Annotated in this window: 35 protein-coding genes; 3 read left to right on the top strand and 32 right to left on the bottom strand. The window is 44.5% G+C overall.

Features of this window, described 5'->3' with window-relative positions; translation table 11 throughout:
* Positions 1-10: 10 nt before the first annotated feature.
* The 32 genes from MHB82_RS08230 to MHB82_RS08075 all read right to left on the bottom strand — a co-directional run bounded on the left by MHB82_RS08230 (position 11) and on the right by MHB82_RS08075 (position 18923).
* Positions 11-601: an HD domain-containing protein gene (locus MHB82_RS08230; protein ID WP_341174413.1), complete on the bottom strand. Its 591-nt coding sequence runs from the start codon at positions 599-601 to the stop codon at positions 11-13.
* 159 nt (positions 602-760) lie between these two features.
* Complete coding sequence (locus MHB82_RS08225; protein WP_095360370.1) at positions 761-1561, bottom strand: inositol monophosphatase family protein; 801 nt, start codon at positions 1559-1561, stop codon at positions 761-763.
* A 52-nt stretch (positions 1562-1613) separates the two neighbouring features.
* Positions 1614-2636 carry a phosphotransferase enzyme family protein gene (locus tag MHB82_RS08220; protein ID WP_341174412.1) on the bottom strand — a complete coding sequence of 341 codons (1023 nt, stop codon included), beginning with the start codon at positions 2634-2636 and terminating at the stop codon, positions 1614-1616.
* Positions 2620-3075, bottom strand: coding sequence for a GNAT family N-acetyltransferase (locus MHB82_RS08215; RefSeq protein ID WP_341174411.1), 456 nt, complete (start codon positions 3073-3075; stop codon positions 2620-2622). Before MHB82_RS08215 ends, MHB82_RS08220 begins: the two co-directional genes overlap by 17 nt.
* A 21-nt stretch (positions 3076-3096) precedes the next feature.
* Positions 3097-3528 (bottom strand): cytidine deaminase, encoded by a 432-nt coding sequence (locus MHB82_RS08210; protein ID WP_341174410.1) that lies wholly within the window; start codon positions 3526-3528, stop codon positions 3097-3099.
* A gap of 80 nt (positions 3529-3608) precedes the next feature.
* Entirely contained in the window at positions 3609-4370 is a 762-nt protein-coding gene (locus MHB82_RS08205) for an aminoglycoside adenylyltransferase domain-containing protein (protein ID WP_341174409.1), read from the bottom strand.
* Positions 4371-4396: 26 nt separating this feature from the next.
* Positions 4397-5290, bottom strand: coding sequence for a PhzF family phenazine biosynthesis isomerase (locus tag MHB82_RS08200; RefSeq protein ID WP_341174408.1), 894 nt, complete (start codon positions 5288-5290; stop codon positions 4397-4399).
* A 2-nt stretch (positions 5291-5292) separates the two neighbouring features.
* Positions 5293-5949 (bottom strand): Type 1 glutamine amidotransferase-like domain-containing protein, encoded by a 657-nt coding sequence (locus tag MHB82_RS08195; protein ID WP_341174407.1) that lies wholly within the window; start codon positions 5947-5949, stop codon positions 5293-5295.
* 124 nt (positions 5950-6073) lie between these two features.
* Positions 6074-6448, bottom strand: a complete 375-nt coding sequence (locus tag MHB82_RS08190; protein ID WP_341174406.1) for a hypothetical protein — start codon at positions 6446-6448, stop codon at positions 6074-6076.
* Complete coding sequence (locus tag MHB82_RS08185) at positions 6445-6957, bottom strand: nucleoside deaminase (protein ID WP_341174405.1); 513 nt, start codon at positions 6955-6957, stop codon at positions 6445-6447. Before MHB82_RS08185 ends, MHB82_RS08190 begins: the two co-directional genes overlap by 4 nt.
* Positions 6958-7002: 45 nt before the next feature.
* A complete protein-coding gene (locus MHB82_RS08180; protein WP_341176723.1) occupies positions 7003-7326 on the bottom strand; it encodes a hypothetical protein in 324 nt (107 codons plus the stop codon).
* A complete protein-coding gene (locus MHB82_RS08175; protein ID WP_341174404.1) occupies positions 7239-7568 on the bottom strand; it encodes a histidine phosphatase family protein in 330 nt (109 codons plus the stop codon). Before MHB82_RS08175 ends, MHB82_RS08180 begins: the two co-directional genes overlap by 88 nt.
* Positions 7569-7576: 8 nt before the next feature.
* Positions 7577-8068 (bottom strand): NUDIX hydrolase, encoded by a 492-nt coding sequence (locus tag MHB82_RS08170; RefSeq protein ID WP_341174403.1) that lies wholly within the window; start codon positions 8066-8068, stop codon positions 7577-7579.
* The gene (locus MHB82_RS08165; protein ID WP_341174402.1) at positions 8065-8250 is read right to left on the bottom strand and encodes a hypothetical protein; all 186 of its coding nucleotides are present in this window, start codon (positions 8248-8250) and stop codon (positions 8065-8067) included. The genes MHB82_RS08170 and MHB82_RS08165 overlap by 4 nt, the downstream gene beginning before the upstream one ends.
* 125 nt (positions 8251-8375) lie before the next feature.
* Positions 8376-9242 (bottom strand): adenylyl-sulfate kinase, encoded by an 867-nt coding sequence (locus MHB82_RS08160; protein WP_341174401.1) that lies wholly within the window; start codon positions 9240-9242, stop codon positions 8376-8378.
* A gap of 70 nt (positions 9243-9312) precedes the next feature.
* Complete coding sequence (locus MHB82_RS08155; protein WP_341174400.1) at positions 9313-9978, bottom strand: HAD family hydrolase; 666 nt, start codon at positions 9976-9978, stop codon at positions 9313-9315.
* A gap of 177 nt (positions 9979-10155) precedes the next feature.
* Positions 10156-10659 carry a GNAT family N-acetyltransferase gene (locus tag MHB82_RS08150; protein WP_095360382.1) on the bottom strand — a complete coding sequence of 168 codons (504 nt, stop codon included), beginning with the start codon at positions 10657-10659 and terminating at the stop codon, positions 10156-10158.
* 59 nt (positions 10660-10718) lie between these two features.
* Positions 10719-10919, bottom strand: a complete 201-nt coding sequence (locus tag MHB82_RS08145; RefSeq protein WP_341176722.1) for an immunity protein Imm33 domain-containing protein — start codon at positions 10917-10919, stop codon at positions 10719-10721.
* Between the two features lie 44 nt (positions 10920-10963).
* The gene (locus MHB82_RS08140; RefSeq protein ID WP_341174399.1) at positions 10964-11362 is read right to left on the bottom strand and encodes a hypothetical protein; all 399 of its coding nucleotides are present in this window, start codon (positions 11360-11362) and stop codon (positions 10964-10966) included.
* A gap of 15 nt (positions 11363-11377) precedes the next feature.
* Positions 11378-11788, bottom strand: a complete 411-nt coding sequence (locus tag MHB82_RS08135; protein ID WP_341174398.1) for a hypothetical protein — start codon at positions 11786-11788, stop codon at positions 11378-11380.
* Complete coding sequence (locus tag MHB82_RS08130; RefSeq protein WP_341174397.1) at positions 11785-12231, bottom strand: LytTR family DNA-binding domain-containing protein; 447 nt, start codon at positions 12229-12231, stop codon at positions 11785-11787. The genes MHB82_RS08135 and MHB82_RS08130 overlap by 4 nt, the downstream gene beginning before the upstream one ends.
* Positions 12232-12446: 215 nt before the next feature.
* Positions 12447-12791, bottom strand: a complete 345-nt coding sequence (locus tag MHB82_RS08125; RefSeq protein ID WP_341174396.1) for a hypothetical protein — start codon at positions 12789-12791, stop codon at positions 12447-12449.
* 13 nt (positions 12792-12804) lie between these two features.
* Positions 12805-13314 carry a hypothetical protein gene (locus MHB82_RS08120; protein ID WP_341174395.1) on the bottom strand — a complete coding sequence of 170 codons (510 nt, stop codon included), beginning with the start codon at positions 13312-13314 and terminating at the stop codon, positions 12805-12807.
* Between the two features lie 53 nt (positions 13315-13367).
* Complete coding sequence (locus MHB82_RS08115; RefSeq protein ID WP_341174394.1) at positions 13368-13850, bottom strand: GNAT family N-acetyltransferase; 483 nt, start codon at positions 13848-13850, stop codon at positions 13368-13370.
* Positions 13851-13902: 52 nt separating this feature from the next.
* Entirely contained in the window at positions 13903-14202 is a 300-nt protein-coding gene (locus MHB82_RS08110) for a hypothetical protein (RefSeq protein ID WP_095360389.1), read from the bottom strand.
* Positions 14203-14213: 11 nt separating this feature from the next.
* Positions 14214-14855, bottom strand: coding sequence for a hypothetical protein (locus MHB82_RS08105; protein ID WP_341174393.1), 642 nt, complete (start codon positions 14853-14855; stop codon positions 14214-14216).
* 31 nt (positions 14856-14886) lie between these two features.
* On the bottom strand, positions 14887-15348 hold the full coding sequence (locus MHB82_RS08100; RefSeq protein ID WP_341174392.1) for an NUDIX domain-containing protein: 462 nt from the start codon (positions 15346-15348) through the stop codon (positions 14887-14889).
* Positions 15349-15398: 50 nt separating this feature from the next.
* Positions 15399-15884 carry a hypothetical protein gene (locus tag MHB82_RS08095; protein WP_110757319.1) on the bottom strand — a complete coding sequence of 162 codons (486 nt, stop codon included), beginning with the start codon at positions 15882-15884 and terminating at the stop codon, positions 15399-15401.
* Between the two features lie 221 nt (positions 15885-16105).
* A complete protein-coding gene (locus MHB82_RS08090; protein ID WP_110757322.1) occupies positions 16106-16594 on the bottom strand; it encodes a cysteine hydrolase family protein in 489 nt (162 codons plus the stop codon).
* 120 nt (positions 16595-16714) lie between these two features.
* The gene (locus tag MHB82_RS08085; RefSeq protein ID WP_110757324.1) at positions 16715-17197 is read right to left on the bottom strand and encodes a DinB family protein; all 483 of its coding nucleotides are present in this window, start codon (positions 17195-17197) and stop codon (positions 16715-16717) included.
* 2 nt (positions 17198-17199) lie between these two features.
* Positions 17200-18198, bottom strand: coding sequence for a hypothetical protein (locus tag MHB82_RS08080; RefSeq protein WP_341174391.1), 999 nt, complete (start codon positions 18196-18198; stop codon positions 17200-17202).
* Positions 18199-18212: 14 nt separating this feature from the next.
* Positions 18213-18923, bottom strand: coding sequence for an AAA family ATPase (locus tag MHB82_RS08075; protein ID WP_341174390.1), 711 nt, complete (start codon positions 18921-18923; stop codon positions 18213-18215).
* 371 nt (positions 18924-19294) lie between these two features.
* Between MHB82_RS08075 and MHB82_RS08070 the strand changes: the two genes are divergently transcribed.
* Genes MHB82_RS08070 through MHB82_RS08060 form a run of 3 tightly spaced genes read left to right on the top strand, consistent with a single transcriptional unit; the run spans position 19295 to position 22170 of the window.
* Entirely contained in the window at positions 19295-20179 is an 885-nt protein-coding gene (locus MHB82_RS08070; protein WP_341174389.1) for a PRD domain-containing protein, read from the top strand.
* Positions 20176-20682 (top strand): PTS sugar transporter subunit IIA, encoded by a 507-nt coding sequence (locus MHB82_RS08065; protein WP_341174388.1) that lies wholly within the window; start codon positions 20176-20178, stop codon positions 20680-20682. Before MHB82_RS08070 ends, MHB82_RS08065 begins: the two co-directional genes overlap by 4 nt.
* Positions 20683-20712: 30 nt before the next feature.
* Positions 20713-22170, top strand: a complete 1458-nt coding sequence (locus MHB82_RS08060; protein ID WP_341174387.1) for a PTS transporter subunit EIIC — start codon at positions 20713-20715, stop codon at positions 22168-22170.
* Positions 22171-22275 lie beyond the last annotated feature (105 nt).

Below are 22275 nucleotides of genomic sequence, written 5' to 3'. Positions count from 1 at the left end.
ATCCGTGTTGCTATGATTTGGTCAGGATTCCCTGTTCTATGGAGTTTTGAATTAACTGCTGCACGTACGTCCACAATGTATCCGAAGCGTCTGCCATTTCACGATTTCTATTGATGACTTGATCACTTGTAACGTTGTATTTTAGCCACGTATCTCCTTCATTCTGATAATTGTGAATCAGAGGCTGTAATCGATCGAGAGCCGAGGCAAACTGTGCCTCATTCGTTTCCTTTGCCTCAAACTCTAGCCAGAGATTATGCATTTCTTCAGCCTGTTCCTTGGGCAGCATGCCAAATAACCGATGAGCCGCCTTGATCTCACGATCGAATTTATCCGTGTACCCAGCTGTATCGTAAGCAAAGGTGTCTCCTGCATCGATTTCAACCAGATCATGAATAAGAAGCATCTTAATGACTTTCAGGATGTCCACATCCTTGTTCGCGTGACTCTGTAAAACCAATGCCATCATGGCCAGATGCCATGAATGCTCCGCATCATTTTCACGTCTATCGCCATGGATAATTCTTGTTCTCCGTTCAATTGTTTTCAGTTTATCAATCTCAATTAGAAATTGAATCTGATCCTGTAGTGATTCACTCATCATATTTCCTCCTTTAAATGCGATCCCAACCCTATGTTATGAGATCATACCAGTAAACCTCGCCACACCAATTTCAACCGCTATCATATGTAGTCTTAATTCATTATAAGTCCATAAGATGCTTCACCTTATCAAAATCAAGTTGATTAAGCTCACTAATCATACGCCCAATCCCTCCCGAACCACACTCAGAAAATAGTCGCGATGCTCCGGATGACAGGCAATGAGGTAAGGCTCTGAACTCATACCTTCGAATAAATTCCCATCAAAATCCATAACCATGGCTCCCGCTTCTTTTACCATCAGGATTCCTGAGTAAAGATCGTCACCCTCTGAATTGTAGAGCACAATACCATCGATATCTCCCTTGGCTAGCAAACACCACTGCAGGGTCGGAGCCCATAATCTCATCACTCTCTTAAAACGTATATCCAGATGTTGTCGCAGCCGGACGGCATTCTCTTCATGCTGCACTTGATGACCCTGTATCCAACCAATCGTTCCCTTTAGAAGATTATCTTTCTTGTTAACTGTCAGCGGATTCAAATTACAACTTGCCCCATTCCCCCGTGATGCCACAAATAAACGGTCTACCATCGGTTCATAAATAACCCCGAGAACAGGTTCTGAACGGTACATCAAAGTAATGGAAACGGAAAATACGGGAAATCCTATGGCGTAATTGTTAGTTCCATCTAACGGATCGATCATCCATAACCATTCGCTCTTTTGACCGTTATGTCCCCGTTCTTCACTATGAATCTCATGCGCGGGAAACGTATGGCTGATTGCATCACATATGATTCGCTCTGTTTCATGATCCACATCAGTTACAACATCGCCGAACTTGTCCTTTTCCACTGCACAGGTAATCTGGTCAAAATGAACTCTGGCGATCTGTCCCGCTTCACGAATGACTCTCTCTGCGATTTCTTGAGCTAAACGAATGGTCTGTTCCATAAAGGTTCCTCCGTTGGTTTACTTGATCAGTCTACCTGGATTCCAGACAAAGTCACTTCGAATGATCTGTATTTGTCTCCATTACATACTTATGAAGCAATTGTTGAATCTGTACATCATGCTCCGCCAGCCAGCTTATATTTCTTTCAAACTGATCGATCATAAACGTAAAAGGAGATTCAATCGCAGCTCCCGCATAATGCTGACCAATATAGAAATGCAACACAGCAACAAAATAGATTTGAGTTAGCAGGCGTAAATAGCCAAATTCAATAGAAGAGTGCTTGCGAACGTTTCCATATCCCTGAAGGAAGGCCTCAATCAAATCCAGGGAACCGCTAGACTCCTGAATAATATGATTCAGGCTAATCGTAAGTTCCATGAAAGCAGCATCCATCCCCATAAAATCAAAATCTAATACCCCTGTAATTTTACCCGATTCACCCAGTAGATTATAAATCAACAAATCATGATGAACGAGCTGCTGCGGCAGCACTTCTAGATCAAGATGTGAATTGTCGATCTCAGTAATCATTGCTTGATAAAACGTGCATCGCTCTGCTGTTAATTCAAAAGGCAAATTTGCAAAAAAGGACTTCACCGAATCACGATTAGCTAGCGGGTGAATGTTATACATTTTATGAAAGGATATGCCCATATACGCGCCCTTCTTCATCAGGAACTCACTCATTCGAAACGAAAACTCCCCTACCAACCTGCCGAACTTCACAGCTTTGTCCATGTCAGACAATTGGGGAAGCTTCCCCTCCAAAAAAGTAGTCATTGCCGCAAGCGAACCGTCTCTCATAACCACATAATCCTCACCATTACAAGTATGAAGGAAGATCGGGACTTTAAATGAAGCCTTTGCTTTATGTAGAAATGCTGTTACTTGAGATTCAAGCTCCAACCCATCAATCGTTTTGATGTGGCTGTTATAAATCCGTATAATAAACCTCTGTTTATTGATTTCAATAACTTTGGTTGTATTAGTCAAACCGAACGGAACGGCCTCCAAGGTATAGTCCGCGTTTTTGAAGTAGTGGCTTATGATTTCATCAAAATTGCAGTTCATAGATTCTTGTCTCTTCATCATCCAGCAAATATCCTTTGCCAGTGTAGGTCCAATCATTTTTCTCGTAATAACCTTGTAGATCCGTACACAAATAGAGTTTGTCGTATCCCTTCAACTTCACCTCATTTACAGCGTGCTTCTGTAATTGGCCGCCCAGGTTCTTGCCCCGGTATTCCGGAACGACATGAAGACATGCAAACCAGGGAAAGAGATCCTGCCGGCTGTTCAGGTCGCTTCTTAGCAGAGCATATCCTCCGATAATGCGATCTCCATCCAACATTACATAAAACCTTGGAACATCACTGTTCGTATCCACTGAACGCTCCATGCAATCCCGGTAAAAATGATAACTTGTTTCCGTACCCCACTGCTTCCAAAAGTATTGAACAGCTGCCTCCAGCATGTCTGGCTTTTGCCGGATATCCACAATCTCAAACATCTTCGCACCTTCCTTCTTTCCTTATGACCTTGAATATTTCTGTGGCAGAAGCTGACCAATTGTTGTTTTGGTGTATCCTTCTTCTCCCTGCAAAATGACCTGCGTGCTCTGCCCATAATCACTGATCAATTCTCGGCAGATACCACATGGGGAAACCACGTCCAATTGTGGATCAGCATTTTCCGCGAGATTATCCGGATCGATTTCCGAATGCCGTACTGCAACAATGGTCGCAAGTTCGTGTTCCCCTTCCGAAATGGCTTTGCCAATCGCAATGGCTTCCGCACACACCGAGACACGACCAATGTAGGCTTCCAGATGTACCGCGGTATATATCTTTCCGGATTGAGTACGCACTGCGGCTCCAATGTGATGTTTGCCTTCGCAGTATAGATGCTTGATGATGTTCTTGGCTTCCTGGATTAATTCCAAATCTTCTGTCGTGATTGTCATGATGTCTCTCCTTTTAAAACAACTGTTGATACTTGAAATGTTAAAATCAGTAATTGCAATTCGTAGAATTATTGAATCATTTATTTCTTATAGCTGTGGATCTCTCTCAACATATAATCTGCATATTCCAACAGCAGCGACTCACTGAGATTCAGGTTCTCCAGCTCTCCATTATATTTCGCAAGGCATTGCGAGATAACGTCCTTATACTTCGTTGGAAGCCTCTCCAATCCCCACTCTCCGGCTTCTCGCTTGGAATAGATCACTGAATCTCTCACATACAGCAAAACACGCGACAAGTTCAATACATAGTAGACAGGATTATCCACGATTTCTTCCGAAGCTGCACCGGCGTCTGACGTAATGGAGGCGAGCATATACTCACGTTTCACAGGATGGAAGAGTTCCTTAATAGGTGTGCCATGCAAAACAATTCCCCTGTCATAGATGACCGCCATGTGTGCGACAAGATCCGGATCATCGTACCCTCCACAGAGATAGTGCTCATCTGTTCGATATCTTTCCCGGTGATATGCGGAGTAATGGAATTCAAACGGAGTTGGATATGTCAGGTTCGCGATTGTGGATTCCAGTACAATACTGAGCTCAAAGCCTTTCGTGATGCGCATCTCGTCTTCGATATGCATTAGTTTCTGTGCAATTCTTCGATATAGATCAGCAGATCGTTTATCCCGGCAGACCACCAAGATATCGATATCGCTCTGGTTCGGATGGAAGCACCCCATGGCCATAGAACCGTGCAAATAGATTCCCACGAGCGAATCCGATAATTCTTCTTTTAAAATACGAGTAACGTCTTGCAAAACAATTCGTTCATCCAAGGAAAAACACCCTTTCAAGTACGTTGTTACATATCCAATTCAATGTTCATCTCACGCACAAAAACAGCTGTTCCTTTAATTTTCACATCCATACCCTGTCCTTGCCGGGTCACGTTCACTTCAACTTTCCCATCGCTTCCGATCTCATGTCCCTGCTCCACGACGAACTTGACCTGATCCGCTTCACGGTTCACATAGGTTAAATAGTAGGCACCCATCACCCCGGAGGCCGTTCCTGTTACAGGATCTTCCGTAGTCCCTGAGTAAGGGGAAGAAAAATGTCTGGCATGCATCATCGCCTCGGAATCACGAGTTTCGAAGCTAAAAGGATGCAAGGAAGCCTTGGGGTTTTCAAGCAAAATCTCAGGAAACTCAGCAGATTCCGATTTCATTTTAGAAAAAGAGTTCAGTTTACGAATGGGGATCAACAACGTCCAGGTTCCTGTGCTCCCATACACGATAGGCATGGATAGATCCAGATCATCCGAGGTTAGATTTATACTGTTTGCAAGCTTACCAATATCACCTCTGAACGGCACAAACTGCGGTTGATCCTGCTTCATCTCCATGTTGATTGTGTCGCCATCCTGCTCAAACCGTATTGGTAATAGGCCTACATTGGTCTCGATCGTGATTGACTTCTGGTCCCCTAGCAGTCCACGTTTCTTCAAACCATACAGCGATGCCATCGTCGCATGACCGCACAGATTAATTTCATGGCCCGGCGTAAAATAACGCAATTTCACATCGGCTGTTCTGGAGTTAAGCACAAATACCGTTTCATTAAAACCAACTTTATACGCAATCTGCTGCATGTCCATCTCACTTAGATCATCAGCATCAAAGACGACTCCTGCCGGATTACCTTTGCCCGGAACTGCTGAAAATGCATCATAATGGTAGACCTTAACTTCAGCCATGTTTAAATCCCCCTTTTCCTAGGATCTATGAGACGCACATCCCCATATAGCTCTATGACTTTTCCATCAATTACGATCCCGTCGCCGTCTTGGCAGGCATAAACTTCCGTACCGATTGTATCTGCATAACCTCTGAGCGAATCGAGACTGTCTTCCTCTCCGTCCCAATGGGGTGCAAAATCGAAATCAACGAGTCCAAGAGCATGTTTGTCCTGAAGACCCACATGATTCTCGTCTGCATCCTTGCCATATCCAGCTATTTCAATGGTTGGTGTGGTCAGAATACTGCCTGCGCTGACTCCGATCAGCATACCGCCTTCCTGCACATAGGAACGCAATAAGTCCTGTACGTTTCTTCTCTGTAATAAATGTAGAAAATAAAATGTATTTCCTCCGGATAAATGAATCGCATCAGCTGCCAAAATCTGCTCAAACATGCTAGGATCATATTCCAGGTCCAGATCATAATAATGAATATTCTCGATACCCAGTTGATTATAGTAATGTACGGTATGCTCAAAATATTTCCGCTCCGGGTCGGAACAAGAAGGAATATAACCGATCGAAGGCTTGTCGCGACCGAGCAATTCCAATATCCTTTGATTCAATTCTTCATTTGGTTGAAAAGATAAATCACTTAATAAAACCACCTTGGTCATGCTTTTCCTCCCTTGCATATAAAGTCGAGATCCCGTTCTGCAACTGATGTTAGGCAAACCTTACTTCCTATCAATTCCACGTCAATTTATACTCCTCATGACTACAGTTGCAATACCAACACAGCTATTGTAACTGCCCGTTAACATACCTTCTATGGTAGAGAGAGGCATCCTGGGCCCACAGCAGCAATTCGATCCTACTAATAAAGAATTCATCCTGAACCTTAATAAAGGGGAACATTGTTCCGTTAAAGGAACCTGCTGCCGCAAAACTTCTTTGTTCAGCATGAATAATGCTCATCACCTGTTCTTCAGTCATACTTAGATACTCCGCTGTTTCCTGAATCGTCATTAACACCTTATCCTTAGCAACTTCCTCCTGTGCTACTTGAGTTGGCTCGTTTACGCTCTCTTGATTCGATAGGAAGAAGCAGCCAATTATAAATGAAATGCCTAAGATGACACTAGCAAGCAGAATCGAGACTGGAATGGATTTCATTGCTTAGCTGTCTCCCACTCTGTATTAAGTAATCCTCTACTAATATTCCATTTGGCGAGCATCGCCCTCTGTCTATTTTCCAGGTCAAGATATGGCGCGGCAACACAGGAAAGGGTGTCAAACATATGGATGAAATGGGGACCCTCCTTGAAACGCCGAAGACCCCCATACTCTTCATCGTCCGCTGCCCATACAATTCTTTTGATTCCCGACATTAATATGGTGCAAGAACACATGGGACAAGGTTCACAAGTCGTGTACAGTGTCAGGTTGTTTTTCGTGAATTTCTTCCGGTCTAAATCCAGCAAATGCTTCCCCGCCCGGCGAATGGCGTCCACCTCAGCATGTGCGGTAGGATCGCATTCGGAGAAAACTCGGTTCCTCCCTTTACTCAGGACATCCCCATCCTCATCCACGATTACTGCGCCGATCGGATATGTCCCTTCAATAAACGCCTGATCTGCCTCTTCCAGCGCCAAAACTAAATACTCATAATCGGATAACCTCATCTGGAATTCCTCCTTAAATTGGTTGTCTTATGAATTTGTTTACCGTTAAAAGTTCTTGATCGTGTACTTTCCCGCCTCACCAAGAAAATCTCTTCTTGATAGTCCTTTTTCTCCAAGCAACATCCTGTAGTTGGTTATCGTGCCATCATGTGAAATGATATAGATGTTGCTATCCTGTTCCCTGCACCATTGGAGAAGCCCCTTAGCAAGTACTTCAAATTGATGTCCATCCATCCGGTTAACACCTTCATTCCAACACTCTAATCCAAAATCCAGTACGCTTAACCCGGGGAACTGAGTATCAAGCTCCTCCTTGGAATAGATCTGATCACAGATGAAGGGAACGAACTCCGGATCCTGAGGAAACATTCTTGGACCAACAAGAGGACAATCGTAAGATGTTCTTCTGCGGTTAAAAGAAGTGCTGTTTCAATGGTACGTCTCGTTGGACTCACCAAGATAACGTCATGAGGATCAAGCTTCAACTGTTTACACAGCGTTGTCACCTGACTCTTTCCCAGTTCAGTGAGACCAGGGTGAAGCTCATTTAACCGATTCGGGTAATCTATCAAATGTTCACCATGACCATGACGAATAAATGTAATGTCCATATATCCCTCTATTTCTGAATGAAATGTTGGATGCTCTTCACATCATGCAGAGTATGCAGTTCCTTTTTCAAAAATACCGGGTAGACCTCCATGTGCTCAAGCTCATCCAAGGAAAACCAACGGAACGTTAACTTTCCGTTATCCTCCAGCCCCTTAACTTCTATTTCACTATACAGCTTATGAGCTTCCGGTAAGGCGATGACGTAATAGAATCCAATCTCGTGGAACTTCTGGCCTTCGTAATCGAAAAAATCTTCACTAACAAACGCAAGCCTCTGCACTTCAACGTGGATACCCAATTCCTCCATCATTTCTCTCACGATAGTCGCTTCTGTCGCCTCATTCATTTCGACCCGTCCCCCGGGCAGGTTCCAGAAATCGTCCTGTTCCGTCTTATGCAGCAGAACTCGTCCCGCATCCATCACAATGCCTGCCACCCGGAAGTTAAATTTACTGTTATTTCGCTCATATGAGATGTTATTGTTGTTGGGAATTGTCATCGTGCTGACCACCCATCGGAGAATCCATCCACGAATCCGTTAATGAACGAAGGAATAATGAGGATAATCAATGCTATGAAACTGACGATCCCCCATCTGAGTACTGATTTGCGTTTGCCCCTCACACCTATAATCATTAACAAGATGGTTATGGAGATTAGTGCTACCTCAGCAATTGTCATGAAACCAAACCTCCATTATGTATTGATATATCCCTATTCACTCTACTCATAGATCTTGCCCATATACAGAGCTTCATTCTCAACTTCGTTGACAAGCTCGAATAACGTCTTTTTCATTTCCTGCGTCATTCTCCTTCCACACCTTTAAACGCCTCATTGAGAATGTTCTCCAGTTCGTTCTGACAAGCAGACAGGTTATACTCCGAATTATCCAGCCAATATTTGTCCATCTTCAGTATCTGAAAAATCTCGGTTTCGAGTTCCTTTCTTGCCTGAAGCACCTTCACGGTGCCTGGAACCCCATGATATCCTCTCGAAGCTCCCCACCCCTGGTTCGTGTAATAATGAATAAATCCTTCAGACCATTCCTTGGGTCTTTCCTTAACTGCTTTATCAAAGGTATGCGCAATATCCTTCTGATCAATATAGATTAATAGCGGATTCAGTGCTTGAACCATACGTTCCAGCTCCAGCACATAGTTAACATTATCTTCTCGGGATTGATTGCATTTCACAAGACCCATCGTTAATGGGTTCTGGATAAAACAACATTCAAAGATAATGACGGTATCCTCATTAGCCGCTAACACGCTTTCGGTGAAGCTTCGCCATTTAGAAGTGATCAGATCTTTATTTTGTTCAAAAGGCAATTCGTAAATATCGCGGCTGAAAATCTCCTGCACCGTATGGTCAGGAAATGCCTCTCCCAGTTCCTCTTTTATTTTGCGATAAGGAATCAGATAACCATTACGATAAGCTATGGCTCTGCTCTCTAATATATCTCTGCATGTTTCATGAGCATCCAATAAATCTCCAAACTCATCCGCAGTGTAAAAGGCTACACCTTCATAATCAGCCGGGTGATTCAGATCCCCTTCCTGGAAGAGTTGAACTCGCAGCCCTCGCTGAACCAGGATGTTGGATATCATCTGGGCAATCGTGGACTTTCCTGAGCCGGGTAACCCTTCAACCAGAATTAATTGTCTCGCCATAATTACATCACCTGAATTTCGTTTTAAATTTAATAGACTTTCGGTATCGTGACCCTATTCTTGGTCATCCTCACAACAATTTTAGAACTTCTGTCAGATCCCCGCACACATATTCCGGATGGATATGCTGAGGTTTGGTTTTGCCTTTCCGATTTAACCAGACAGCCTGAATGCCGGCGTTTTGGGCTCCCTGTACGTCACTTGTCAACGAATCGCCAATATGTATGACATCTTGCCGGGACAGATCATATCTGGCTAATGCTTCATTAAACATCTCGGGTCTTGGTTTGTAAGAACGGACATCTTCACTGGTAATTACACCTGCCGCCTCAATGCCATGCTTCTCCATTGCAGCTTTTACATCCTCTGTATCGATATTCGAGAGGATATACACGGGGATGTCTACTGATTGCAAAAAGGGAATGGAGTCCTCAAATATCCCGGGATCACGCCAGTGAGCCAATTGCTCCTGATTAAGCAGCTCCGCAATACCATCTGCTTGAAAATGAAGGAGTGTTGCTGTCAGGGACTGTACATTGAGTACTCGTTGGGTCTTAAACTGACTGCCGTGGCTGGCATAGAACATTTCGGAAAATGCCTTCCACCAATAATCACCTATTTCGGCTGTTGTACATTCAACACGCGCCGCAACTTGTACTCGTTCGTAAATCACTGGAAGTATATCGTCGTCTTCATGTACAACCGTCCCATAGAAATCAAGAAAAATGGCCTCCATCTGTTTCCTCCCCAATGTGTCAAAGGTTCCAAACCGTCCGGATCAAACTTCCTATGTATGTTACAATTTCTCTTTGATACATCATAACCCATAATGTGGAATTTGCGAACGATTCAAATTTGCTATCTTTCATTCTTTCTATTGAATAAAAAAACACGCCGCTCTGCATGACTTGCCTCATGCAAAGGGCGTGGTATGGTGATAAAACTTGCTATCTACTTTCATCACCGGAAAAGCAGCCGGTAATTCCTCGCGTGTAATCGAAACAAACCCATTTTTCTCGTAAAATCGATGTGCTGCCACAAACTGATGTGTCGTTCCAAGGTAAATATCATGCACAGCCTTCTCCTTGGCCCACTGAAATGCCTGATACAGCAGGCGACTCGAAACTTGAAGTTCCTTGCCTCTGTAATTTTTGGCTACAAACATCTTCCTGAGCGCAGCTTGCTCCTCTCCAATATCCAGCAGAGCGATCGTACCCACCACTTCTTCATCGGCAAGTGCGATCCAGAAGTTCCCGCTTCCTTTCTGATAAAAGGTTTCGATCTCAAGCAAATCCGGCTGATCCTCTCCGGTGATGGAAATCTGGTATTCCTGCTGCTGTATCTGCAAAATCAAATGGACCACCTTGGATTGATACTTGGCAGAGTACTCTTGTATCTCAATAGTAGGGTTATTCATGTTGTATTCTCCTTGGACGATGTCTTTGACTTCATTGATCTTCTGTGGTTATTCATGATCTAGTAACTGTTCTTCAAACCACACATCCTCAAGTCTTCTGCAATTAGAAATCGACAACCTGGCGCGAGTCCCAGGTACTTCTTGATTTTGGGATCCCACTCATCCACTTCTGCTGTATGTAATGGTACGAAAAAGTCATCTGCATCCGAATATTCCCCCGCCCAGATGTACCATCCGGTTGTATCTCCAACAGGTTTCAAGCGTAGCTTGTATAAACGATGTCGTCATAGTAAGGACCGTCTCTCTACAACCCGTAATATTGCTTGTACCGGGCGATCCATTCCTCTCTGGAAAAGTCCACAAAGTCATATGGCTCACACTGTCTGAGATATTGTAACTGCTCTTCTGCTTGCTGTCCTCCCAATTGCTCCAGATACGTTATCGTGTCCTCGAACCCGGCACCACACAGCAGTTGTACATCCACATAACTTCCCGTATCCTGATTCTTTCTTTTGGCCTGCCAGATGAGCTGAGTGTCCTCTACATGACCGATTGAAAACAACATGACACATAAGATTCTGAGATAATCATTGTCCATCACATTTGGATTGTCGATTTCTAGTTGCAGCAGTGTACGAATGCGCTCCCTGTCCCGGGAGCCCGGCTCGAAGCCGAACTCCTGAAGAGCCTTTTCTTCATTCATATGCTTTCCCCTTGTCTACTTCAAGATCTTGTTTAATTCTTCCGCCTTTTTCCTGCTATCCATTCTAGCATAAAAATAAAAGGCAATGGTGTGCAGCACAATCGACATAAGCCACATGCCAGGGAACCACGGAGCAATAAAGTGGAACATCTCCTCTGAGAACAACCATACACCCGCCGTTCCTCCGAGGATGTTAATGGTGGACGAGATCACAATATTCCAGATCGGTTTCAACGTAAAGTAGTTCCACAGCGCATCGTACATGACTCCAAATACCACGGCAGCGATGAACGCAATTCCGGCGAGGTTCCATAGATACCCCATCTGGATCGTCTGATCTTTGAAGAACAAGGTGATCAGCAGCGTGACCCATAGCGAAGTTAATGTAAATACCTGAAAAAACGAGTTTTTGAGATTTGCGATCATAATAATTTCCCCCTGAAATTTTTGATATAGTACCGACTGACGTAGTAGCTGGATCCATCCTTAAGCTCAACCTGGATTCTGGCATGATCTGTGGCGGCGAACGTCTGGATGTGTTTAACATTGATCATCGTTGAGTTGTTAATCTTCAGAAATTGGGACGAATCCATGTCTTCTTCCACATATTTAAGACGTTTGCCAAGCAGATAGCTTTCACCCGAAATCACACGTACATTACACATTCGGTCCTCGGACTCAATGGCAAGAATTGAGCTTGGCTGGATCTGGACATTGCGGTTATTCTTCGGATTGATGACGACCATCTGTTTTTCCAAGTGGCTAATCGCATTATCAATCTCCTCCCAACGCTGTTGTTCGGCAGGGTTGGTCACTACCTTGGCTAGCCTTCGTTCCATGGATGCATCTGTTTCAAATGTCACTTTCACGTGTTGCCCTCCTCTCATCACTCATATTACAGGCAAAACAAAAACCGGCATACCAAATTGCGTTTTGTTGCAAGAAGTTGCAGGTTTGTTGCACAATAGCTGACTAATGTATGTAGATTGAATAAATAGCTCTTCTCATTTGCCACTAAACAACGTTGTTATATGAATTAATATCCATTGTATATTTACCCTAAAGAATGCTGTATGGGGAATGCTCAGTATTCCCCATTGTATTCCACATAACTTGTTGGCTTGAATCGAGACACGTGATACGGCATATATACACTTTGGGAATGTGGTGATAAGCGTTCAGCATAATCAATTGCAGCTTCTATCATCTCATCCGATGCAAAAACCGACTCATTCAGAAATCCACTCAATAACGCGGCATCCCCTTTATACTTCAGCATAAGGTAGCCATAGCCCGGATCGGCGATCACCAGATCAACTATTTCCTCTTGGGCAGGTTCTCTTGATCCATCATAAAACCTAACGATCATGTCCAGATCTCTATGAAATACATCCACATTGCATGAAAATTTCTGATATTCAAATTTCAATTTTTAAGTCTCCTTACCCCTCATCTTCAATTTCAAAATACATCTCCTGATGTTGCAGAATCTCCTTATTTATACTCGCGATCACTTCCTCAGCTTGAGCACGATAATCATTGAACAAGTTTTCAATTAATTGATACAGGTTAGGATCTTGCTCCAGATCTGTTGGCGTAACCTCACGCCACTGATCTCCGATTCTATTTTTATCTACAATTACACGCTCGATGTTGTCCAACAGAGCTACCATCTCATTCTGATTAAAAAAACGCATTCCATTTCGAATGCCGCTCCAGCTCTTCATCTCCATGATATTGTAAGCCGAGAACCAGTAAAACTCCGCCAGACTTTTCGTATGGTTATGGTAGGAGTAAAACAGGAATAGTGCTTGTTGGCCTTCATTTAACTGACGGTATAACTCTGTTTTGGCTGCAACATCTTTACCTCGAACTGAAATGAGCATCGGCTGGACACAGAACCAGCTAAGCTGCGGTGAACACAAGTCTGCCTGTTTGATTTTGGCTCGCATAACATTCTCCTCTCTTTTCCTCCATGGATTCAAATACTTTCTCATTGCTCTGGTTAATCCATTCTTTTATGAAAAACGAACTGGAGACCATGTGCTCCAATCCTGCGAATGCCCGTGTCACGAAAACCTACCTTCAAATACAGACTCTGTGCTGCAACATTCTGTTCATTTACAGCGAGGATGACTTCCTTCGTCCCTGGCTCAATCTGCTGAAGCAATGGACCAATTGCCTGCATGGCAGCCCGGGCATACCCTCTCCCCTGATGTTCCAACGTAATGGATAATGCTCTTATTAAGATTGCATTCGAATATTTCTTTCCTTCGGCGTATTCTGATTTTTTATGTAAAATAAAGAAGCCTACCGGTGTCTCCTCTTTTAAAATCACAATGGGAACCTTATCCGGGTTGGAGATAGCCTCATCGATCACTTCTGCAGGTAATACAGTAAACGAGAACTGCTCTCCGGTCAGTGAAAAATTGGCCAATGCTGCATCATATCTCTCGTGATATTCGGTAAGGCGAATTAATTGGTGCATATGCAGTCACCTCAATTTTTATATAGAGCAACACTTTCCTGATGTATCTACTCTACTCTGACATCAATACTCTTATGATACTTGTCGCGTTGTCGAATTTCATTTGATTATTTTTCTGATGGAAGTCCCATCCTTGGTTTATCGCATATTGAACGAGTTTGGAAATCAGCTTGGGCTCATAGAACAAAATATCCCATGTCTCTCTCCAAAGGACCACAAACTCTACGAAGGTAGATTTAAATGCATTCGAATATATACGGATAATTATATCGTAGGCTTGCTCATCCACAACGTAGAGAAATAAAACCTCATTGACCGTTATTTTACGGACTTCTTTCTTATATACCTTCAATAAACCACTTCCTAGCTTGAGGTTTTGGTGTGTAAATCTTCAAACACGTTCCATTCCGTAAACAATTGTTTTAGTCTTAGAGCAGTTGTATGAATGAAATGTTCTAGAACGTCCATGGATAAAATGCTCAAATCTTCCACGGGCTCATGCGCAGGATTACTCAAGAAATCCACTTTCACTTTCCTGTACTGAACCACCTCTTGTTCCAGCAAACCCCCCAAATCATAGGCCTTTCCCGCATTCAGTTTATTTAGCAGCTCATGAGACCCAGAACGATTCCGCAAAATCATAAATTCCAGCTTCGTTACCTCCTGCGTATAGCGTTTTCTGCCGTCAGGATGTTCTTCATATGCAGGGTAGATATCAAAGGTCCACACACGGTCCGTATAAATATGGGCGATGTATCCGCACAAATACTGCCAGAATGCTGGATCTAGTTCCGCCTGCTGCCTATGGGACTCCCAAAATGCCCGAAGCTCTTCATCTGTAGCGAACCTGCCTTCTTCTATCATAAGATGTGTTTTGGCTTTCTCACTGCGCACATCACTTCTTACGTGAATTGAATCAGGAGCGAGACTTCCCAGCAAGAATTCCGGGGATGGATTAGAACTGATTTCGGATGCAACCGCAAAATGTACCATGGGCCAAGGCATGAGTATCACTCCATTTTGTTATTAGTTTTCCTTAACGCAGAATCCCCTGCTTCTCTTGAATCAAATCTATAATAGCCGGCTTCTGCACCTTATTAATCGTATCGATCTCGATTTCATCCAAACTTGTAAACGTTAATTGCAACGATTCGTTATTCTCGTCTTCAAAACACAGTGTTCGCCCATCCTCAGCTAGTTTTCCGTCTAAATTAACTCTGACGTTAAACAGAAACATGACAAATACAACCTCATTGCCATCCGGATAGGTATACTTCATTCTCTCACCCGTGTAGATGGAAGCCAGTTCATACGATTCTACATCCAGACCAGTCTCTTCCTTCACTTCTCTAATCATGGTTTCTTCGATACGCTCTCCGGGCTCCATACCGCCACCTGGCAATCCCCAGTCTCCATAATCGGATCTTTGCTGCAGCAGAATTCTCCCACGATCATCTCTGATAATGGCCCCGCCTGTAACCACAATTCGACTTGTCATCTCCATTGCTCCTTCTCTCGTCAAATGAAAAAGAGATGAACACTCTAATCCTATATTCCAAAATGCACAATACACTTTCCATGTTCAGCAGCATGTACTGCCATACTGGTAAGCTTTTTTAATTCAGTTATCAAGTCAGATTTGTTATACACTAATTTCTCGTAGTAACCTTTTCTATCCCCATCATCAACACAGAAATCCCCTCTGAGTTTGATTGAATCAGGTGCTGAACCAAATAGATCTATCCATGCATTCAAGATCTGATAAAGCCTCTGCAATACTTGTTGATCTTCAATCACTGTAATGCCGTAATTGTTCAGTCCCATTGCCTTCTCACCGGTGGATGGATTCGTGGTCTCTAACCATTGGAGTGAATCATGTATATAAGAAATGAAGTTGTCGTCCAGGTGCGCCTGGTTGTCTCGCGTGAGTCCGTTTTTATGTATTTTTCCGTTTCTATCCCATGAATAAGAAGTATAAACATCCTCATTTACATCCGATTTATTCTCAATAACAAAGTTATGAATCATCGGCATATATGTATCTCCCAACCTACTGAATTTAACACTCTGCTTCCTATCCACCCATCATAACCCATGTTTTGGATAATGCGAAGATGCTTATGTTCGTAAACTTCTAACCCTTTCCCAGATGTAATATGCAATATCGATCCAATCAAAAGCCCCATCCTATCTGACGGATCAGCCAGATATAGCAAAAATGGATACGACCTCGTCGCATCCATGGATATTCTCATTTATTTGATTAGATAGTCTACTACAGGATATGAAATTACATTCCGATCTCTGTAGGTAGAAGTCACTGCTTCCTGATGTGTGCTGAGAATCCCATTTTGCAGCATAACGGGTCTGAATCCTCGCTCCATCGCTCCGTTATAGGTAAATAGGACACATTCCTCTGCGGCAAAACCGGAAATGATCACGAGCTCAATGCCATGACTCTTCAATATTGGTTCCAGCTCTGTCTGCCAGAATGCATTCGAGCTTTCTTTGGTAACGATGAGATCCTTCTCATTGACATTCACCTCGGAAATAATCCGATATTCCTCCGGAGAAGATTCTTCCATACCTTCGACGTCTTGCACATGGACCACCACATGATCACTTGAACGAAGCACATCTGCAACGTGGTTGATATATTCACAAGCGTGGTCTATACCTTTTTGTTCGACTCGACCTCGTACAATACTCTCTTGCATATCCACAATCAGAAAACCTATTTTCATCCGAACACTCCTTGAAATTTTGATTTACTGCCTTATTGGTGCATCTAAATGAAGAATACTCCCAATATACGTATTCGATTATTACAGGCGGGACTCCTCTAAATCTCCTGCAGCTTATGGTTATGCTGAGGCTATGACTTTCTTTTTCAGCATCATGATCTGCCCAATATGATACGCATTGTGAATGCACACATTAGATATGACGTTCCACCACGGAGCATTGAAATAAGAAGGGATGGTCAGTGCCAGTTTTGCATCATCACTTTCTTGTACGGCCTGAATCCATTGAAGAAAAGTAGATCCGACTCTTTCAATACTCTTCTGCCATTCCTCTTCGCTAACGCGTGAAGGGTCCACATAGAACGTTTCATCATTATCTATATCATGATCCATTCTTACTTCACCTTGGATAAAACGATCCAACCATCGCTCATTCCAGAATATCAGATGATGTACCAGCCTCCAGATGGATTGACCTTCATCATTCGTCCATGCAGCCTGAGCAGCGGTTACATCACGTAACATTTCATCCAGCGGGATAAACCAGCTCTTATCATGATGACAGGCAGCCAGTTGGTCCAGCAATATCAATTTAAAACTCATGATTAACTCTCCTCCTCCCAAAATGATTCTACAAAATCGTGTAAATATCTTTTCTCATTAACCTTGCCCCACTTCTCCCAGCTAAATAAATCCGTATAATTGGCCCCTTCCAAGTTCGATTCCTGGATTATTGATTCGTAAAGATACTCAGGAACTTCGTCGTAATATCCAAATTCAATCACATTAATATCCATTACTACATTAGATTCGTGACTTTGTTTGCGGAAACTCATCCAAGATTTTAAAGGGATTTCTGCTTCAATTAAGTTTTTTCCATTTTTAGATTTAACGTTAATATTACGTGCTCTAAGTAAAGTTAATACCGACAAGTGATCCGAAATCTCACATTTCATTGTCGTCACGGACACTCTCATTATAGGCTCGAGAAGTATAGGGTTTGCTCGTTCAAAGCCATCACGGAATGCCAAAGCCGCAGCAATTTTAAACGACATTCCTTTAGAATCGAATGAATGAAACGATCCATCCAACAGTGTTACTTTTACATCTACCACCGGAAAATGGCCAAGTATACCTCTAACCATCATTTCTTCGATTCCGTTCCTGATAGAAGGAATATACTCATGAGGAATAACATGATCATGGACAATATCATTTGTGAACTCGAAACCGCCATCTCTGGATTTGGGTTCAAGCTTAATCCAACAATGACCGTATTGATGAATCCCTCCCGACTGTCTCATGTACCTTCCTTCCGATTGAACTGTTTCTTGTATCGATGTCTTGTAGAGAACTTGCGGTTCTAAAGCATCTATTTCCAGATCGAATTCGTCTCTAAAACGTGATATCAATTCATGGAGATCTTTCTCGCCCTTGCCAGCAATAATGATCTCCTTCCGAGTATCGTGGGTGTATACCACAAAATTCAAACCTTCTTCTGCAAACTTTTTCAAAGCCAGCAATATTTCCTTAGCCTCTTCTTTTGATTTGAGTTGCTGAGTGGTTACCGTCATATATGGATCTGACAGATTGATTGCACACATCTGAATCACTTCCTTCAATAATCCTTGAACAGCTCATCCAGCATGCGATGGCGATTCTCCAAAAAGCTTCGCGTGATCTGATAGTGCTCTGTATCTTCATAAGCCATCTTCTGAATGCAGCTATCATCAAAATTCAATATGTCAGCATCGGGATAGCCCAGCAAAATGGGGGAATGCGTTGCAATAATGAATTGGGATGTCCCGGAAAGGTCATGAAGAATGCGCAGCAAGGATAGCTGTCTGGCAGGAGACAACGCGGCTTCGGGCTCATCAAGCAGGTAGATGCCTTTCGAGCTGAAGCGGTTCACAAACAGATTAAGAAAGGACTCTCCATGAGATTGCTCATGCAGTGAACGCCCGCCATAGTATTCAAGAGAGCCTACCTCATCAACATGGGATGCAAATTGATAGAAGGATTCCGATCGCATAAAGAAACCATTCGAAATTTTGGGCAGCCAGGCGAGTCGCAGATAATCCCCTAACGATGATTGCGAAGCATGCATCTCAAAGACGTTATTCCTGCCGCCCCCCGCTGTATTGAATCCGCATTGATGAGCGATTCCCTCCAGCAGGGTGGATTTGCCCGATCCATTTTCGCCGACAAAAAAAGTAATGTTATTTCTGAATTCCAACCGTTTCAAGGATTCTATGGCTGGTATATCAAACGGATACTTCTTGCGATTCTCGACCTTATCCATCATGAGCTCCACACTTCTAAGATACATATGCATCCTCCTATTCTTGTAAGATTTGGCTCCATCTACCTGGACATGATCAATAACGGATTAGGCTCATTGCACCTTAAAAGGTGATCATGGCTCCTTTTTTATCCAATACGGCAGGGTCCTTTTTGTTTACACATTCCCTATATTAAACGACGAACAGATGGATGACAAAAATTATGGTTGACGGTGGCAGATCAGGTTCTATATTATGTACGAAGAACGTTCTGCATAAAATATAAAATGAATTGGCGTGTTACCACCCCAGAGGGCATGAGCCAAGAAGCGAACCTGAGACTATATTCGCTCCTTGGCTCTTTTTGCGTTCCGGAGGTCTGAAAGCGTTAACTTTAGAAACGAGGAGGCGGTGAACCGTGAGTAAAGAAATGATGCTGCAGGTAGAGCGGGTCGTCGGCAGCAATATTGTTCTGGCCCGGTCGCACCAGAATACCAAGGAGTATGTACTGATCGGTAAAGGGTTGGGATTTGCATTCAAGGCGGAAAGCACCGTCCAGGCCGATGATCCGCGGATTGAGAAAAGGTTCCGGCTGGAAGACCGGGAGGAATGGGGGCAGGCGCAGGAGCTGATGAAGGACTTGGACCCCAATGTCATCGACATCTCTGACCGGATTATCCGTCTCATCGCTGATCAGTTTCCCGGCAAGTTGAATGACAAGATCTACCTTGCTCTTCCGAGTCATATTCAGTTCACCTTATATCGTATCCGCAACGGGATGGAGATTCTGAATCCTTTCCTTACGGAGACAAAGCTCAGTTTTCCGAAAGAATTCGAACTCGCCTCAGAAGCAGCGGCCATGATCGGAGAGGCCTTTGGCGTAGAGGTACCGGAGGATGAGGCCGGGTTCCTGACATACCATGTGTACTCCTCCGTAAATCACGTCCCTGTCGGACAGCTGGTTAAGGTATCCAATGTGATCAGCAAGCTTCAGTCCATTATTGAAGAGGAAGGTGGCGTTCGATTTGACCAGGGCAGCCTTAGCCAGGCAAGACTCATGATACACCTGCGCTTCTCCATGGAACGCCTGTATCAGCAGCCGATGACGGCCCCCACCTTCGCACAATATGTGAAAAATGAATATCCGTCCGAATACCAGCTGGCCAGAAAACTGAGCGCTGTAATGGCCGAGGATTTGGGGACAGAGGTACCTGAAGAAGAAACGGCTTTTCTCGCCATGCATTTATATCGGCTTTTTCAAAGCCATGCCAAAACCAACAACAGAAAGGACAACACACAATGATCTGGAAATGGAAAAACAACAAATCTGCCAAAATATCTGAAACGATATCCGTCGCCTCCCCGCTCACCGGAACCTGTGTCAGTTTGGAAGAAGTGCCTGACGAAGCGTTCGCGCAAGGACTTATGGGACCGGGAGTTGCAGTGATTCCCCAGGAGGGCAGGCTGGTCGCCCCTATCGACGGAACTGTGGTGCACCTGATCAAATCGCACCATGCCGTAATGATTGAGCACGCTTCCGGGCTGCAGCTCCTGCTGCATATCGGTATGAATACTGTCAGCCTGAAAGGACAGGGCTTCACTCCCCGAGTGCAGACCGGGGATCAGGTCGCTGTCGGTCAGACCCTGATTGAATTTGACCTGAATGCGATCGCTTCGGCCGATTATCCGGTCATCACCCCTGTCATCGTTGCGAATGCGGCTGAACAGCTGTGGGAGTCGCACCCGGAGTATGGCGGCGTAGAAGCAGGCATGGGAACTATCATGAAGGTCAGCTTATCCAAATAGCCTAAATCAAAAAAAGAAAGGAAGAACAATATGCTCAAAGCACTGCAAAAGCTGGGAAGATCCTTGATGCTTCCTGTAGCAACCCTGCCTGCGGCAGGAATTCTTCAAGGCCTCGGTCTTCTTGATTATGAAAAGGACATTCCGCTCGGTCCCGTGATCGGGGGATTTCTTAATCAGTATGTAGTTCCATTCCTGAATGAGGGAGCGGGGGCGATCTTCGGCAACCTTGCGCTCATCTTCGCCATTGGGGTGGCAATCGGACTGGCGGGGGATGCGGTCGCCGCGCTTTCCGCCCTGATCGCTTATATGGTGCTGACGCGGATTCTGGGAGCCGTTCCAGGTGTATTCGGCTATATTCCTGACGATGTTAAGCTGGATATGGGCGTATTGGGCGGTATATTTGCCGGACTGCTTGCAGCCTATATGTATAAAAAATACCATAATATCAAGCTTCCTGACTGGCTCGGCTTCTTCTCCGGCAAACGCTTTGTGCCGATGGTCACCGCCGGCTCCATGCTGGTGTTGGCCATCCTGTTCGGCATGATCTGGAGCCCGATTCAGAATGCCATCGGCGCTTTCGGCGCCTGGATTGTAGACTTTGGCGGCGTTGGCTCCATGGTTTTCATGATCGCCAACCGCCTGCTTATCCCGCTTGGTCTGCATCATGTCCTCAACTCCATTGCCTGGTTCCAGATCGGAGATTATACCAATGCAGCCGGGGAAGTCGTGCACGGCGACCTGACCCGCTTCTTCAACGGAGACCCTACGGCAGGCATGTTCATGTCTGGCTTCTTCCCGATTATGATGTTCGCTCTTCCGGCGGCGGCGCTTGCCTTGATTCATACAGCCCGGCCTGAAAAGCGCAAAATGGTCGCTTCAATCTTTATCGGCGCAGCGGTGGCTTCGTTCTTAACGGGTATTACCGAGCCGCTCGAGTTCTCCTTCATGTTTGCGGCGCCTCTGCTGTACGTGGTACATGCTATTCTTACCGGTGCAGCAGCCCTGATCATGTACCTGCTGGATGTTAAGCTTGGCTTCGCCTTCTCAGCAGGTCTGATTGATTACCTCGTAAACATGAAGCTGTCGACCAATCCGCTGCTCATGATCCCGGTCGGTCTCGCATTTGCGGTCGTCTATTATTTCCTTTTCCGGTTCATGATTGTCAAGTTTAACCTGAAAACGCCGGGACGCGAGGATGACGCTAATGATGCCGATACCCCCACTAATGCTTCCGCCGTGACAGCTGCGTCTGCCGACACCAAGGCTGGCAAAGTGCTCGCGGAGATCGGTGGCGCAGACAATATCGAGAGTATCGACGCCTGCATCACTCGCCTCCGGCTAGTTGTTAGGGACGACAAAGCCGTCAACGACCAGGCGCTCAAACAGCTTGGCGCTTCCGGCGTCATGAGGCTCGGTGGCGGAGCTGTGCAGGTCATCTTTGGCACCCAGTCCGAAATCCTGAAGGATGAGATTAAGAGGCTGATGTAACGCTCGTCCTCCTTTGAGTTTAAAAGGTCGAGAACAAGGGTATGTTCCCCTGTTCTCGACCTTTTTTTGTTAACCAAGAAGCGAAGGATATTCTATTAAATCGGT

Source organism: Paenibacillus sp. FSL K6-2862 (assembly GCF_038005125.1).
Lineage (GTDB): Bacteria > Bacillota > Bacilli > Paenibacillales > Paenibacillaceae > Paenibacillus > Paenibacillus illinoisensis_A.
This window is presented reverse-complemented; position numbering and strand designations above follow the sequence as displayed.

Bases quoted from the DNA above. Each gene is read 5' to 3' on its own strand.
- MHB82_RS08140 (WP_341174399.1), bottom strand. From the start codon at position 11,362: ATGAATGAAGAAAAGGCTCTTCAGGAGTTCGGCTTCGAGCCGGGCTCC.
- MHB82_RS08180 (WP_341176723.1), bottom strand. From the start codon at position 7,326: ATGTTTCCTCAGGATCCGGAGTTCGTTCCCTTCATCTGTGATCAGATC.
- MHB82_RS08085 (WP_110757324.1), bottom strand. From the start codon at position 17,197: ATGAGTTTTAAATTGATATTGCTGGACCAACTGGCTGCCTGTCATCAT.
- MHB82_RS08060 (WP_341174387.1), top strand. From the start codon at position 20,713: ATGCTCAAAGCACTGCAAAAGCTGGGAAGATCCTTGATGCTTCCTGTA.
- MHB82_RS08165 (WP_341174402.1), bottom strand. From the start codon at position 8,250: ATGACAATTGCTGAGGTAGCACTAATCTCCATAACCATCTTGTTAATG.
- MHB82_RS08080 (WP_341174391.1), bottom strand. From the start codon at position 18,198: ATGTGTGCAATCAATCTGTCAGATCCATATATGACGGTAACCACTCAG.
- MHB82_RS08220 (WP_341174412.1), bottom strand. From the start codon at position 2,636: ATGAACTGCAATTTTGATGAAATCATAAGCCACTACTTCAAAAACGCG.
- MHB82_RS08155 (WP_341174400.1), bottom strand. From the start codon at position 9,978: ATGGAGGCCATTTTTCTTGATTTCTATGGGACGGTTGTACATGAAGAC.
- MHB82_RS08195 (WP_341174407.1), bottom strand. From the start codon at position 5,949: ATGACCAAGGTGGTTTTATTAAGTGATTTATCTTTTCAACCAAATGAA.
- MHB82_RS08160 (WP_341174401.1), bottom strand. From the start codon at position 9,242: ATGGCGAGACAATTAATTCTGGTTGAAGGGTTACCCGGCTCAGGAAAG.
- MHB82_RS08115 (WP_341174394.1), bottom strand. From the start codon at position 13,850: ATGCACCAATTAATTCGCCTTACCGAATATCACGAGAGATATGATGCA.
- MHB82_RS08215 (WP_341174411.1), bottom strand. From the start codon at position 3,075: ATGTTTGAGATTGTGGATATCCGGCAAAAGCCAGACATGCTGGAGGCA.
- MHB82_RS08095 (WP_110757319.1), bottom strand. From the start codon at position 15,884: ATGCCGATGATTCATAACTTTGTTATTGAGAATAAATCGGATGTAAAT.
- MHB82_RS08190 (WP_341174406.1), bottom strand. From the start codon at position 6,448: ATGAAATCCATTCCAGTCTCGATTCTGCTTGCTAGTGTCATCTTAGGC.
- MHB82_RS08175 (WP_341174404.1), bottom strand. From the start codon at position 7,568: ATGGACATTACATTTATTCGTCATGGTCATGGTGAACATTTGATAGAT.
- MHB82_RS08075 (WP_341174390.1), bottom strand. From the start codon at position 18,923: ATGTATCTTAGAAGTGTGGAGCTCATGATGGATAAGGTCGAGAATCGC.
- MHB82_RS08200 (WP_341174408.1), bottom strand. From the start codon at position 5,290: ATGGCTGAAGTTAAGGTCTACCATTATGATGCATTTTCAGCAGTTCCG.
- MHB82_RS08065 (WP_341174388.1), top strand. From the start codon at position 20,176: ATGATCTGGAAATGGAAAAACAACAAATCTGCCAAAATATCTGAAACG.
- MHB82_RS08135 (WP_341174398.1), bottom strand. From the start codon at position 11,788: ATGATCGCAAATCTCAAAAACTCGTTTTTTCAGGTATTTACATTAACT.
- MHB82_RS08185 (WP_341174405.1), bottom strand. From the start codon at position 6,957: ATGAGGTTATCCGATTATGAGTATTTAGTTTTGGCGCTGGAAGAGGCA.
- MHB82_RS08120 (WP_341174395.1), bottom strand. From the start codon at position 13,314: ATGCGAGCCAAAATCAAACAGGCAGACTTGTGTTCACCGCAGCTTAGC.
- MHB82_RS08100 (WP_341174392.1), bottom strand. From the start codon at position 15,348: ATGACAAGTCGAATTGTGGTTACAGGCGGGGCCATTATCAGAGATGAT.
- MHB82_RS08230 (WP_341174413.1), bottom strand. From the start codon at position 601: ATGAGTGAATCACTACAGGATCAGATTCAATTTCTAATTGAGATTGAT.
- MHB82_RS08105 (WP_341174393.1), bottom strand. From the start codon at position 14,855: ATGCCTTGGCCCATGGTACATTTTGCGGTTGCATCCGAAATCAGTTCT.
- MHB82_RS08090 (WP_110757322.1), bottom strand. From the start codon at position 16,594: ATGAAAATAGGTTTTCTGATTGTGGATATGCAAGAGAGTATTGTACGA.
- MHB82_RS08150 (WP_095360382.1), bottom strand. From the start codon at position 10,659: ATGAATAACCCTACTATTGAGATACAAGAGTACTCTGCCAAGTATCAA.
- MHB82_RS08170 (WP_341174403.1), bottom strand. From the start codon at position 8,068: ATGACAATTCCCAACAACAATAACATCTCATATGAGCGAAATAACAGT.
- MHB82_RS08225 (WP_095360370.1), bottom strand. From the start codon at position 1,561: ATGGAACAGACCATTCGTTTAGCTCAAGAAATCGCAGAGAGAGTCATT.
- MHB82_RS08210 (WP_341174410.1), bottom strand. From the start codon at position 3,528: ATGACAATCACGACAGAAGATTTGGAATTAATCCAGGAAGCCAAGAAC.